Annotated in this window: 15 protein-coding genes; 1 reads left to right on the forward strand and 14 read right to left on the reverse strand. The window is 37.9% G+C overall.

Annotated elements, in window-relative coordinates:
• Positions 1 to 13: 13 nt before the first annotated feature.
• The 10 genes from ccsB to LG273_RS10195 all read right to left on the reverse strand — a co-directional run bounded on the left by ccsB (position 14) and on the right by LG273_RS10195 (position 9,376).
• Positions 14 to 1,207: a c-type cytochrome biogenesis protein CcsB gene (gene ccsB / locus LG273_RS10150; RefSeq protein WP_379564249.1), complete on the reverse strand. Its 1,194-nt coding sequence runs from the start codon at positions 1,205 to 1,207 to the stop codon at positions 14 to 16.
• Positions 1,204 to 2,874: a cytochrome c biogenesis protein ResB gene (locus LG273_RS10155; protein WP_404453235.1), complete on the reverse strand. Its 1,671-nt coding sequence runs from the start codon at positions 2,872 to 2,874 to the stop codon at positions 1,204 to 1,206. Before LG273_RS10155 ends, ccsB begins: the two co-directional genes overlap by 4 nt.
• Before the next feature lie 28 nt (positions 2,875 to 2,902).
• On the reverse strand, positions 2,903 to 3,481 hold the full coding sequence (gene resA / locus LG273_RS10160) for a thiol-disulfide oxidoreductase ResA (protein WP_404453238.1): 579 nt from the start codon (positions 3,479 to 3,481) through the stop codon (positions 2,903 to 2,905).
• Between the two features lie 63 nt (positions 3,482 to 3,544).
• Complete coding sequence (locus LG273_RS10165) at positions 3,545 to 4,279, reverse strand: pseudouridine synthase (RefSeq protein ID WP_404453241.1); 735 nt, start codon at positions 4,277 to 4,279, stop codon at positions 3,545 to 3,547.
• A 319-nt stretch (positions 4,280 to 4,598) separates the two neighbouring features.
• Complete coding sequence (locus LG273_RS10170; protein WP_379564257.1) at positions 4,599 to 5,129, reverse strand: spore maturation protein; 531 nt, start codon at positions 5,127 to 5,129, stop codon at positions 4,599 to 4,601.
• Positions 5,130 to 5,717, reverse strand: a complete 588-nt coding sequence (locus tag LG273_RS10175; RefSeq protein ID WP_404453244.1) for a nucleoside recognition domain-containing protein — start codon at positions 5,715 to 5,717, stop codon at positions 5,130 to 5,132.
• A 1-nt stretch (position 5,718) separates the two neighbouring features.
• A complete protein-coding gene (locus tag LG273_RS10180) occupies positions 5,719 to 6,819 on the reverse strand; it encodes a D-alanyl-D-alanine carboxypeptidase family protein (RefSeq protein WP_404453247.1) in 1,101 nt (366 codons plus the stop codon).
• Between the two features lie 170 nt (positions 6,820 to 6,989).
• Entirely contained in the window at positions 6,990 to 7,865 is an 876-nt protein-coding gene (locus LG273_RS10185; RefSeq protein WP_404453250.1) for a superoxide dismutase, read from the reverse strand.
• Positions 7,866 to 8,030: 165 nt separating this feature from the next.
• The gene (gene scpB / locus LG273_RS10190; RefSeq protein WP_404453253.1) at positions 8,031 to 8,636 is read right to left on the reverse strand and encodes an SMC-Scp complex subunit ScpB; all 606 of its coding nucleotides are present in this window, start codon (positions 8,634 to 8,636) and stop codon (positions 8,031 to 8,033) included.
• A 2-nt stretch (positions 8,637 to 8,638) separates the two neighbouring features.
• Positions 8,639 to 9,376, reverse strand: coding sequence for a segregation/condensation protein A (locus tag LG273_RS10195; RefSeq protein WP_379564266.1), 738 nt, complete (start codon positions 9,374 to 9,376; stop codon positions 8,639 to 8,641).
• A 147-nt stretch (positions 9,377 to 9,523) separates the two neighbouring features.
• Here LG273_RS10195 and LG273_RS10200 point away from each other — a divergent pair, with 147 nt between their 5' ends.
• Positions 9,524 to 9,607, forward strand: coding sequence for a YjcZ family sporulation protein (locus tag LG273_RS10200; protein ID WP_379564688.1), 84 nt, complete (start codon positions 9,524 to 9,526; stop codon positions 9,605 to 9,607).
• A gap of 216 nt (positions 9,608 to 9,823) precedes the next feature.
• Here LG273_RS10200 and LG273_RS10205 read toward each other — a convergent pair whose 3' ends face one another.
• The 4 genes from LG273_RS10205 to lysA form a co-directional block, all read right to left on the reverse strand.
• Positions 9,824 to 10,183 (reverse strand): GNAT family N-acetyltransferase, encoded by a 360-nt coding sequence (locus LG273_RS10205; RefSeq protein ID WP_379564268.1) that lies wholly within the window; start codon positions 10,181 to 10,183, stop codon positions 9,824 to 9,826.
• A gap of 236 nt (positions 10,184 to 10,419) precedes the next feature.
• Positions 10,420 to 10,866 carry a site-2 protease family protein gene (locus tag LG273_RS10210; protein WP_404453257.1) on the reverse strand — a complete coding sequence of 149 codons (447 nt, stop codon included), beginning with the start codon at positions 10,864 to 10,866 and terminating at the stop codon, positions 10,420 to 10,422.
• Between the two features lie 42 nt (positions 10,867 to 10,908).
• Complete coding sequence (locus LG273_RS10215; RefSeq protein ID WP_379564272.1) at positions 10,909 to 11,346, reverse strand: peptidylprolyl isomerase; 438 nt, start codon at positions 11,344 to 11,346, stop codon at positions 10,909 to 10,911.
• Positions 11,347 to 11,413: 67 nt separating this feature from the next.
• A complete protein-coding gene (gene lysA / locus LG273_RS10220) occupies positions 11,414 to 12,721 on the reverse strand; it encodes a diaminopimelate decarboxylase (protein WP_379564274.1) in 1,308 nt (435 codons plus the stop codon).
• Between the last annotated feature and the right edge of the window lie 32 nt (positions 12,722 to 12,753).

A 12,753-nucleotide genomic window follows, 5' to 3' on the forward strand; every position in this document is an offset into this window, starting at 1 on the left:
CTTGTTTCCTTCTTTAGGCGTAAGAGTGCAGCCCTGCAAGTACTAAATTCACCACAATAAGGTTGAACATAATGATGGCAAAACCTACTGCAGCTAACCATGCAGATCTTTCTCCATGCCATCCTCTTGAAAGGCGTAAATGTAAAAACGCAGCATAGAAGAACCATGTTATTAAGGCCCAAACTTCTTTTGGATCCCAGCCCCAGAATCTCCCCCATGCTTCCTCTGCCCATATAGCAGCAAAGATTAAGCCTCCAAGTGTGAAGATAGGAAAACCAATAGTAACCGCACGATACGTAATTTCATCCAGCAGATCCAGTTTCGCATTTTTTAATAATGGTTGTATCGCTGCACCGATTCTCTTACGTAACACTAACCTTAGTAATAAATAAATCACTGATCCAGTTAGGAACGACCAAATCAAGGTGTTAAATTTTCTACCGGAATCAGCACCATGCATCCAAGCCGGAGTTTCAAACAATGGTTCCATCACATTTTCGGTTAGCAGTGTACCATCCGTAGGTCCAGCTATAGCTGGCAAGTGATATTCTGTTGTGACGGTGGCACCACCAGCTGTAGGGTAATCAAATTGGGCACTATAGTTCATAAAATTGAACACGACGGTAATGACAATAAAACCGACAAATAAAATTAATGAATATAGTACCACTTCTAACCATGTAGTGTGCTTACTCCTAGCTGACTGATCTATTTTTTTAATTAAATAAATCAAACCTGCGACAAAGCTTATCGTTAAAATCCCCTGACCTAGAGATACAGTGGTTACATGTATGTATAGCCAATGGCTCTGGAGAGAAGGAATTAAAGGAGAAACTTCTGTTGGGAACATACTCGCGTAGGCGATAATAATCAAAGCAACTGGCAAAGCAAATAATCCCAAAACAGAAAGCTTGTAAATAAAGTAAATCACGATGAATGCCAGAACGATTGTCATTCCAAAAAAAGTCATGAACTCAAATAAATTACTTACAGGTGCATGGCCACTTACCATCCATCTCGTAATAAAATAACCAATTTGAGCTAGAAGACCAATAATTGTTAACGTGATTCCAATGGTCCCAGCTTTCCCCTTTTTATCTTTATTTCGTTTATCTCGAATAGTTGCTGAGAAAAAAATAGTTGCAATTAAATATAGAATAAACGCAGTGTATAATAAGGCACTGCTCCATTCAATTAACCCATTCATGACAGACCTCCTGTTCCATTATTTTTCTCATTTAATTCTTCTTGATCTGTTACATTATTAATTGATGTACCTGAAATAGCTTTTTCAATATCTTTTTTAACACCATACCAATTTTTATTCGTATGCGCAGCTAACAGTACGCCACCATCTTTTGGATTAATCCATATTCTCCTGTGCTGCCAATACATCCCCTGTATGACACCTATCATAAAGATTGCCGCTCCTAACCCAAAGAAAGGAAGAGAATAATCTTTACGTACAGTTAAACCACTTGCATCTCGCATTTTAAAATCAGTAATCCCAACATTGTACTCATTCTCCCCTGATGCATCAATATTTTTACCAATGCCGAGAAAACTAACTTCCGGTTCCTCACTGTCTGGAGGATATACAAACATTACAAAGGCTGGGTTTCTTGAATAATTCGTCTCAGAAGCTGGTGTCCCATCTTCTTGTAAAAAGTAATCCGGATAGTAGTTTCTTAATTCTACTTTAAACCCGTTATCCAGTTCATATACTGGCTCAGGATCTGCCAAATCAACTGTAAAGGTATCAAGTGCTTCTTCGTCCGGGTCGTCTACCCTATGAACCTTAAACGACATTTGATCAAATTCGTTCGCCTGGTACCCTGATTGATACACAGAGTAGCCATCAAACTTTAAAGGATGGTTCATTCTTATGGATCCTTCTGTAAGTTGGTTAAGTTCAGGTTCGGCTCCAGGCAAGGGATTATCAACCGCCTGGTAAATAACAGCGTCTGTTTGGTAGTTACTAGGAACAGCTTCTCCTTCTAACGAGATTGCATCACGAAAACGTTCATCATTCTCATCATATGTTTCTAGCGTAAAATTCTTATTTTCAATGTAATACTCTCCATCTGTTCCAGGTATAACTAATTGTTCCCCTTCCCTTACCCATACGTATTCGTTGGTATAGAAAAAGGGAGTAGACCGTAATATTGCAGCAAGTAAAATGATAATTAATCCAATATGGTTTACATATGGGCCCCATCTTGAAAATCTTCCTTTTTCTGCTAGCAAAAAACCATCTTCATCTCTTACTTTGTAACGTTGTTTCTTTAAATTTTCTTTTATGGTATTCAATTCTTCTGCCGAAGCGCTTTCTGTTTTACTAAACAACCGTTGTCTAGTTAAAAAGTTTACGTGGCGTTTTGCCTTTTGATTTCGAAGTGCTTTGAATAAAGGAACAAACCGATCAAGACTTGCGATGACGAGTGAAACGCCAATTAAACCAATAAGAACCATATACCACCATGAACTGTAAAGATTATGGAATCCCAATTGGTAATAAATAAGCCCGAATATACCATATCTTTCCTCGTAAAACACATCTGGATTCCTATTTGGAGCATCTACAGGTATGTACATTTCTTGCGGAAAAATAGATCCGATCGCCGAAGCCACTAATGTAATAACGATCAGCCAGACGCCAACTTTTACAGAAGAGAAAAAGCTCCAAATTTTATCTACGATTGATTTATTATAAGTTTGAGACCGCCTAGCGCTACCGTCATAACGCATATTCAGTAACTGTTTCTTATCGTTTCCTTCTATGTGCTGGTTTCCTTCAATAGGCTTCCCACAGGCTTCACATAGAATTGTCCCCTCTGGGTTTGTATGCCCACATTCACACTTAAACTTTTTCATGAAAATCCCTCACAATTTCTAATCCCTGTTACAAGGAGCTTGGTTGAATATCCTGTAAGTGCTTTTCTAAAGATTCTAGTGATAGTGCCCCTTCTACAATATGCTCTATCGTTCCATCCGGGTTAATAAAGAAGGTACTCGGGATAGGCCCTATTTTATAGAGGTCTTTCACCTCTCCTGAAGCATCATAGGGAATAGGGAAGGTCAAGTTGTAATCATCGATAAACCTGTCAACAACTAACTCCGTTGAGTCAAGGCTTACCGCAATAATTTCGACCCCTTTTTCCTTATATTCAGGATATAATTGTTCCATATATGGCATTTCTTTTTTGCAAGGCTTACACCAGGTGCCCCAGAAATTAAGCATGACGCCTTTTCCTTTATAGTCACTAAGCCTAAATGTGTCCATATCATTATTTTGACTAATTTGATTTAACATAAAATCTGGTGCCTGATCTCCTGCTTCATAAATTGTATTGTCCTTTTGCAAATTAGAAACCAATGCGAAAACAAATGCTATAACGAGGACACTTAAAATACTAATGCGAAAAATAAAGCGGTTTCTCTTTTTGTTTCTTTTTGTCTTTTTTGCTCGTTCTACGCTCAAAGAGATCACTCCTCTAAGTCCCTATTATACCATCCTAATTGGCAGCAAATTTTGACTATTATCTTACAATTTTAACGCTAAATTTCGCATTTGTTTAACTTCCTTTGGTGTAAGGGCGCGATATTTGCCTGGCTGTAATCCATCTAGGGTTAAAATACCGTAAGATTCACGTTTAAGTTTTTCCACTGGATATCCTAGGCCTTCCATCATTCTTCTAACATGTCGGTTCTTTCCTTCACGTAAAGTTAATTCAAGTAGCATGGAATCTTTTTTCTTATCTACAGAAAGAACATTATAGTGTACCGCTTTTAATATATCCTGTCCTTCTTTTACTCCCTTTTTAAGTTCGGCCAAATCTGTTTTGCTCGGTATTCCTTTAACTTTTGCAACATAAACTTTATCAACTTCATATTTGGGATGCATCAGCATATTAGCAAACTCACCGTCGTTTGTTAAAAGCAATATTCCAGAAGAGTCGTAATCCAATCGGCCAACAGGGTAAACCCGCTCTGGTATCTCAGCTAAAAGGTCTGTAACAACCTTTCTGCCTTTTTCATCTTTCACACTAGAAATGACACCTCTAGGTTTATAAAGCATGTAGTAAACAAACTCTTCTTTTTCTACAGGTATCCCATCAACTTCAATCGTATCACTTGGGGCCACCTTTGTTCCCAGTTCAGTGACAACCTGTCCATTTACTTTCACTTTTCCATCCGTAATATATCCTTCTGCTTTTCTTCTTGAGGTGAGCCCGCTTTGTGCGATCACTTTTTGCAACCGTTCATTTTTATCTGTCATTTTCCATCACCATTTCCTTTTTTAGAACCATCATTAGGAGACAGTCATAGACTGCTACCATTCTAATATAATGTTGAGTATATAAGTTCCCAAGCAATTGTACCATATATTATAAACTAAAAATAATTCTTAATCACAAAAAGTACTCTTAATCACCATATGACTAGTTATTTAACGCTTAGTCTAACTATCTTATCTTGAATAACTGTATCCAAATAGAAAACCGAATAGGATTGAACCCTTTTTTACAAAGTTTCAACCCATTCGGTTAAATGCATACTTCATATAGAATTTATCTGACTTTAGTAATATATTGTTGTTAACCAAATACAAGTGTAACAATTATAATAGATGCAATAATGCCAATGACGTCAGCTAATAGTCCAACCTTTAATGCATAACGCATTTTTCGAATTCCAATCGCACCAAAATAAACAGTTAAAATATAAAGAGTCGTATCTGTACTCCCCTGCATGGTGGATGCCAGTCTACCAATGAAGGAGTCAGGTCCATGCGTCTGGATTAACTCTGTCGTCATACCTAAAGCTGCAGTACCAGAAATGGATCGAACAAGTGCTAATGGTAAAACATCAGGAGGAATGCCAATTAACGTTAATAATGGGGCGATTAGTCCAATAAATGCTTCTAGTGCGCCTGAAGCACGGAGAATGGCTATAGAGACAATCATTCCAACCAAAAAAGGAAGTAAAGAAAAGGCCATTTTAACCCCCTCCTTTCCTCCCTCAACAAATAGCTCATAGGCTGGAATTTTTCTCCACGAGGCGACTAACAGGACGATTAATATAAAGGATGGAATAAGCCAAATACTGACAGAGGTTATTACGTGCATTTAATCACCCCTCCGCTTACTTCTGTAGAAATAGAACCTATCAATTAAGATCGCACTAATCGTTGAAATGATGGTCGCTACAATCGTAGTCCCAACGATCTCAGTTGGCGAAGCAGAACCATACTGCATACGAATAGCGATAACAGTTGTAGGGATAATCGTAAGGCTGGATGTATTAATGGCTAGAAAAGTAATCATAGAGCGTGAGGCTGTATCTGTTCCACTTAATTCCTTCATTTGTTCCATAGCCTTTATCCCCATTGGCGTAGCAGCATTTCCTAGTCCAAATAAATTAGCTGTTATATTGGAAAGGATATACCCCATTGCTGGATGGTCTTTCGGTATTTCTGGAAAAAGCCTACTTACGAGAGGACGAAACATTCTAGCCAGCACGCGTAGAATCCCTGCCTTTTCAGCAATTCGCATAATGCCTAGCCAAAATACTAATACACTAATAAGGCCAATGGATAACGTGACTGCTTCACTAGAGCTTTTAAAAATCGCTTCATTTACTTGATCCATAGTACCGGCTATCATGGCATAAAGGATACCAATTACAGCCATCCCTGCCCAAATGAGATTTACCATGTTAATTCCAACCCATGACGTGTTGCATTATGTTTAACGTACTAGATAACAGATTGTCTTCCTTCTCCATACCATCTTCTTTGTAAATGAATACCTCGGCAATCTGTTTCTTCTGAATATAATAAATCTTTTTCCCAATAACATTACTGTCTAATTTTGTTAGGTCTTTTAATATGAAGTTTTTACTTGTAATTTGCGTTTTTTCATTAGCAGATAAAGGATACTTCAAATTAGATGTAATTTTACCTATGACTGGTTTCTCCTTATTTGCTAATGTGTACGCTTCTCTTCCTTCTTCACTTATTGTTTCAAGAGAGAAGTTTTCAAATCCCCATTCAAACATCCCTATATGGTCACGCCAATCATCAGGGGCGTTTAGCGTGACGGCTATTAATTTCATTTCACCTTTTTCCGCAGAACTAACCAGTGTTCGCCCTGTTTTCTTTGTAAAACCAGTTTTTCCACCTGTACAGTATTCGTAAAATTGAGTAAGTAGCTTGTTTTTGTTTTGCCAGCTGTACGATCTGTTAGTAGATAGATAGGAAGTAGAGCCAGTAATCTTCTGAAAAGTTTCATTCTCCATGGCGTATTGCATGAGAATCGCCATATCGTAAGCACTGGAGTAATGCGTTACTGAATCAAGCCCATGTGGGTTGTCAAAATGCGAGTTCGTCATCCCTAACCATTTAGCCTTTTCATTCATAAGATGTACAAACCCCTCCTCGCTACCTCCGACATGTTCCCCAATCGCAACTGCTGCATCATTACCAGATCGTAGCATTAAGCCGTAAACGAGATCCTCTACAGACATTTTTTCCCCTTGCTCTAGATAAATAGAAGAGCCTTCCGTATGTATTGCATTTCTGCTAGCTGTAGCCATTTCTTGCATTTTCCCCGACTCTATTGCAATAATTGCCGTCATGATTTTGGTTATACTTGCGATAGACTGCTTTTCATGCGCCCCTTTTTCAAAAAGAACTCTTCCGGTCGATTGTTCAATTAATATGGCATTATTGGCTGAAACGCCAGGTGTTGCTTGTCCAGTAGTTGGATAAACTAATCCAGCAATCAATAACACAAGTAGTAACGATATAAATCTCATAGCAGGCTTCCTCCCACAGATTAGGTGTCTTGTACAGTCTATGCACGCCTACTTCAGTTATGAATAGTTTATGTGCATATTGGACCTAGCTATAGGAGGGTTCTGCTACACATTTTGGAAATGGATAAAATATTCCTTCGTTATGGGATGATAACGGCACGAAAGGCTGCTTAAAAAAGTGGCCACTTTACCTTCTTTGCTTCTGTAAATCTTTTTGTTACATTATCCCAATTAACAACATTCCACCAATTCTCAATATAGGTATCTTTGTCTGTTTTATATTGTAAATAATAAGCATGCTCCCAAACGTCTAAAACTAGTAATGGAATAATGTCTGCTAGTTGAAATAGTTGATGTTTTTCAAAGGATTGAACGCCTAGTCTGCCATTTCTCGGGTTCCAATACAAAATAGCCCAGCCATCTCCTTCAACGGAAGAAGCCGTATTAGTAAACAGGCTTTTGAATTCCTTCCATGAACCAAAATCATTTTCCAGCTGTTTTAGTAGTTGACCTGAAGGCTTTTTTGTAGAGTTTGGAGTCATATTAAACCAAAAAATGGTATGGAGATTATGGCCTGATCCGTGGAATGCCTGTTCGCGAAGCCAGTGCTTTAGTAAGTTCTTATTAGGTTGTTTTACATAAAGCTCATTTTCTGCTTTATTCAGCCCATCTACATATCCTTGATGATGAACATCATGGTGAAGTCGCATAATCTCTTCACTTATATATGGCTCAAGTGCGTTGTAGGCATAGGGTAGTCGCGGTAGGGTGTGCTTTCCATAGCCGACCTGGTCCTTATTACTTTTATTGTTTGGATTCATCGAAAATACAATACGTTGAGCTTCATCTTGTAGTTCCTTTAAGGTAGCCTCATTTGGAGAATTTTCTCTAGTTGTGGTATCTATAACGTTCTCTTTCCAGCTTTCTAGCTTGTGTAAAAGTGCATCTTTTTCTTCTGTACTGGTTTCTAGAATATTTACACGTTGCTTTACTTCATCTCCCCAAGCAATTAGCTCCTTTAAGTAATCTTGTATTTGGTTGCTCATGTCATCACCTCGCTGTAGCATATGCCCAGTTACTAGCATAAGTGACAGAAGAACAACTTATTGATTTTAATCAGTTTCTAGGAAATGATTGTGTAAAGATACGATCCTTAGAACACATGTGCAGCTCAAAATTTAAACTAAAAAAACTGGCTAAAGTGCCAGTTTTCATTCGTTGTTTGTTTCTACTCCATTTTCCAGATGTTCATTAAACCGTTCAAAAAACAAGTCGGCCTCTTCTTCAAATTCATTATTTGCTTGGCCTTCTGGTAATGGCGGAAGGTCATCAAGAGAGGTAAGTCCAAAAAATGTTAAAAATTCTTTACTTGTGCCAAATAATATTGGCTTACCAACACTATCCTTTCTCCCAACCTCTTCAATCAACATTCTTGCAACAAGCGTTTGGACAGGACGATCGCTTTTAACACCGCGAATCTCTTCGATCTCGGTTCGAGTAATGGGTTGTTGATATGCTATTATCGCTAATGTCTCCAGGGCAGCCTGAGACATTTTAGTAGGGTTTGGTGTTTCAATAAATTTTTGATAATACCTACTATGCTCTGGCTTGGTGGTAAGGTGGTAAGCCCCGTGGGAATGCATCAGCATAAGGCCTCTCTCCTTGTGTTCATAATCATACTTCAGTTCTTCAAGTATTGTTTTCACAGAAGCCTCTGTAATCTCAAGGATATTTGAAACTTGTTTCACAGTAATGCCTTCGTCCCCACTTGCAAACAAAAGTCCTTCCATAATTGCCTTTAACTCGTAAATTTCCACTCTTATTCCTCCATATAGTGTACAAGTAACGCATCAAAATGCCTCTCTTGTTCACAGAACACTTTCCTTGACTTCATTAATTCCAGCACCGCCATAAATGTTACAACGATATGTGTGCGAGACTGGTAAGTGAAAAGCTCGTCAAAATAAATACCATTTTGCCTTTTCCGCACAAGTTCTATTACTTCTTCCATCCGTTGTTCAATTGGTATCTCAGCTCTTTGAACTTTTGTTTCTAAAGGTTCTTTCCATTTTTTTCGTTCCATCATCTTTCCTAATGCTCCAAGCATATCATAAATGGTTAGATCACCTTGGACAACTTTTGTTGGGCTTTGTTTTAGCTCGCGAAAGACGATTGGAGATCTTGTAAACAGCTGGCTAGAATCGTCTTCTTTTTCTTTCAACTTCTCTGCAGCATCTTTATATTTTCTATATTCGATTAGTCTTTGCATTAGTTCCTCTCTCGGATCCTCTACATAGTCATCCAATTCTTCATCTATTTCTTGCTTAGGTAATAACATTTGACTTTTAATTGCCACTAAAGTAGCGGCCATTACAAGATATTCACTAGCAATATTTAAATCCAGCTTTTGCATGGTGTGTATATATTGCATGTACTGCTCTGTAATTTGTGCGACAGGGATGTCGTTTATATCGATCTCATACTTATTAATTAAGTGTAATAACAAATCAAGAGGTCCCTCAAATGCCTCCAGCTTAACCTGATAAGCTTCGCTCATGTGCAAACTTCCTCTCTGGAGAATGAAAATAACAAAATAATATAGCATACGCCCAAACAAGTTGAAACATATCTTCATACGTTATTAACGTAAGATAAATGTTACCATAAAACATTTATGTTAAGAAGAAAAAGGAGGAATTTCATTATGAGTGGTAGTTATGGTGGAGGTTTCGCGTTAATCGTCGTATTGTTTATCCTTTTAATTATCGTTGGTGCTGCTTGGTTGTAAGAAATAGCGGAACCCGATTTAGCATCGCTAAAATATTTTCCTATTAGGAAGAAGAAAAAGGCCAGCCCTACAGGCTGGCTTTTTTCTATAGATAAGAAATTATAAGCTTTAGTGCTCTGTTTTGTACCTTAGTCGAAACAAAGCTCCAACACCAAGAGCCTAGCAAGGATTTACTCGCCTCAGCATGCCTCTAGACGATCCCACGCACTTTTGTTCTTATTCCGTGCCTTCATCACACTTCGTGTAAAACTGTTGAACCTCATCAGCAGCACAAACAGCGTATTTTCCTTCATAGAGCTTTGTCACTTCGTTTACCATTTTCTTGCCAATACCTTGATTCCGATGGGAAGGGTTTACAGATACATGCTGAATTACCGCATTAATATCTTCTTCAAGTTTAATACCTATAGCACCCAAAACATCGTCCTCTTCTTTCCATAAGAAAAGATTCCAATCAGGATTTGTTTCATATTCTTTTATGGTTTGCTGGAGCTTCTTTACATCCTTTTCCTCAGGCATAAAAGATAAAAGACCCATCGCAATTTTCTCCAGACTTTTTTTGTAACGAATTAACATAGATACCCCTCATTAACAAAACGCTAACAAGCTATTTATTTGTTAGCTATTTGGCTGTTATTTTTAGCACCTTTTTGAACACTAATTTGGTTATTTGTATCCACGATTACGGTGTTTCTATATATATTTATGCATGATATGACAACAATTGTCAAATCAACTAATAACAAAAGAACTATTTATGTATTTATTTTAGACAATTAACAATAGATACATACTTTAAGCTGACATCTTAACTATCGTAACATCGCCTTGAGTATATTGTAACCATCTGATTTCTTGTTTTTCCATTTAAATGGAACCACATTTATCGCTGCTAACCACAAATTAAATAATGCAAGCAACTCCATATAGTGATTTGGATAATACGCTAATAAATTCCAGCAAAGGAGAAACATTAAACAATTTACTAGCGGACCAAAAAAGCTTATGATAATAATTTCCACACGCTTAAAAGGCATCTTTCGCTCACTTTTTGCATATCCACCCATAAAGTAAACGGCATAAAGTTTAAAATGAATAGTGCCAGAGGAATAATCAAAAATTTTCTTCCCCCGGCCAATAATTAGATACGTATACTCTGCTTTTAATAAGATACCCGCTGCTGCATGTCCTGCTTCATGCAAGAAAATACTAATTGGTGCTACAGCAAGCAGGAGAAAGATAAATAGATAAATATCCATTATGTCAAACTCCCTAAACTTACACCCTGTGCTCTGTCATTTTTATTCGGAGAATACCTTAACTTCTTTCATAACATCGCCATTTTTCATCGCTTTTGCATGTTCAATTCCTGACGTCACTTGACCAAAAACAGTATGAACACCATTTAGATGCGGCTGTGGCTCGTGCACAATAAAGAACTGGCAGCTTCCAGTGTTTTTCCCGGCGTGAGCCATTGATAGGCTACCTTCCACATGTTTATGTGGGTTGCCTTCTGTTTCACAGTCAATTGTATATCCGGCAGAACCCGTCCCATTCCCAACAGGGCAGCCACCTTGACTTACAAAACCGTCAATTACACGGTGGAATGTTAGCCCATCATAAAAATTATCGTTAACAAGCTTTTCAAAATTAGCTACCGTATTAGGAGCTTCATTTGGGTAAAGTTCAAATTCAATTTTATTACCATTTTCCATTAGGAAATATCCTTTTTTAGCCATCGTTGCATCTCCTTTAGATTTAATAAATCAGGACAAGTTTATCATTTAATCTAGTAATTGAAAAGTATTATAAGTATGATAAGTCATTCTGTACGACATCTTTATAGCTCTCTCTTCTCACCACAAGTTTGGCATTACCATTTTCAACAAAGACTACAGCGGGCTTTGCTAACCGGTTATAATGACTCGCCATAGAGTATCCATATGCACCTGTTGAAAACACTGCGAGTATATCGTTTGCATGAACTTCCGGAACTGGCAAGTCCCAAATTAACATATCACCAGACTCACAACATTTACCAGCTACAGAGACTTCCTTTATTGGAGGTTGATCTGCTTTATTAGCGATAACCGCCTCATACTTCGCACCATACAAAGCAGGTCGTAAATTGTCTGTCATCCCACCATCTACCGATATATATTCTCTAACCTCTGGTATCGATTTCATGGAGCCAATTGTATATAATGTAATGCCTGTATTACCTACAATTGCCCTTCCTGGTTCCATCCAAATTTCTGGCATTGGCATTTCTAATGCTGCAGCATGTTCTTTCACTTGTTCTACTAGTGCATAGACATATTCTTCATATGGCATCGGTACATCATCTGCGGTGTATCGAATGCCAAACCCGCCACCGAGGTTTAAAACCTCTGGAATATAATTGTAGGTTTTCTTCCAATTAGCCAACTCTTCAAACAACACCTCTGCAGCATTAAGAAAACGGTCTGGTTCAAAGATTTGGGAGCCAATATGACAGTGTAAACCCTTGAAAGTAATAGCAGGATAGTTTTGAATAAATTGGAAGGCCTCTTCAGCTTGCCCATTTTTTAAATTAAACCCGAACTTCGAATCTTCATGTCCTGTAATAATGTACTGGTGAGTTTTTGACTCTATCCCGGGTGTCACCCGCATTAAGACATCTATTTTTTTGTCATGTTTTTTTAAGAGTTCACCTAACAACTCAATCTCATAAAAATTATCTAAAACAATACAGCCAATACTCTCTTCTATTGCCATTTCAAGCTCTTGACTACTTTTATTATTGCCGTGCATATGAATTCTGTCTCGAGGGAATCCTGCTTGAATTGCCGTATAAAGTTCCCCTTCTGATACAACATCCAGACAAAGGCCTTCTTGTTTTATAACTTGTAACATGGCAATGGATGAAAAAGCTTTACTCGCATAAGCCACTTTTGCTTCCACACCCGATTTTTTAAAGGCTTCTACAAAAGAACGCGCGTTTTTACGGATGAGGGAAACGTCATATACATATAGAGGGGTACCATATTCATTTGCCAAGTTAACTGCATCCACTCCTCCGATTTCCAAATGACCTTGACTGTTAACAGGGAATGGGTGTCGATCGATGATCATAAAGCGTCCTCCGTTACTAAATATAATTAAAA

It is taken from the genome of Oceanobacillus kapialis, assembly GCF_044790185.1.
GTDB classification, from domain to species: domain Bacteria; phylum Bacillota; class Bacilli; order Bacillales; family Amphibacillaceae; genus Oceanobacillus_B; species Oceanobacillus_B kapialis.

Coding starts and splice junctions, on each gene's coding strand:
- ccsB (WP_379564249.1), bottom strand. CDS start 1,207: ATGAATGGGTTAATTGAATGGAGCAGTGCCTTATTATACACTGCGTTT.
- LG273_RS10155 (WP_404453235.1), bottom strand. CDS start 2,874: ATGAAAAAGTTTAAGTGTGAATGTGGGCATACAAACCCAGAGGGGACA.
- LG273_RS10165 (WP_404453241.1), bottom strand. CDS start 4,279: ATGACAGATAAAAATGAACGGTTGCAAAAAGTGATCGCACAAAGCGGG.
- LG273_RS10170 (WP_379564257.1), bottom strand. CDS start 5,129: ATGCACGTAATAACCTCTGTCAGTATTTGGCTTATTCCATCCTTTATA.
- LG273_RS10175 (WP_404453244.1), bottom strand. CDS start 5,717: ATGGTAAATCTCATTTGGGCAGGGATGGCTGTAATTGGTATCCTTTAT.
- LG273_RS10180 (WP_404453247.1), bottom strand. CDS start 6,819: ATGAGATTTATATCGTTACTACTTGTGTTATTGATTGCTGGATTAGTT.
- LG273_RS10185 (WP_404453250.1), bottom strand. CDS start 7,865: ATGAGCAACCAAATACAAGATTACTTAAAGGAGCTAATTGCTTGGGGA.
- LG273_RS10195 (WP_379564266.1), bottom strand. CDS start 9,376: ATGAGCGAAGCTTATCAGGTTAAGCTGGAGGCATTTGAGGGACCTCTT.
- LG273_RS10200 (WP_379564688.1), top strand. CDS start 9,524: ATGAGTGGTAGTTATGGTGGAGGTTTCGCGTTAATCGTCGTATTGTTT.
- LG273_RS10205 (WP_379564268.1), bottom strand. CDS start 10,183: ATGTTAATTCGTTACAAAAAAAGTCTGGAGAAAATTGCGATGGGTCTT.
- LG273_RS10210 (WP_404453257.1), bottom strand. CDS start 10,866: ATGGATATTTATCTATTTATCTTTCTCCTGCTTGCTGTAGCACCAATT.
- LG273_RS10215 (WP_379564272.1), bottom strand. CDS start 11,346: ATGGCTAAAAAAGGATATTTCCTAATGGAAAATGGTAATAAAATTGAA.
- lysA (WP_379564274.1), bottom strand. CDS start 12,721: ATGATCATCGATCGACACCCATTCCCTGTTAACAGTCAAGGTCATTTG.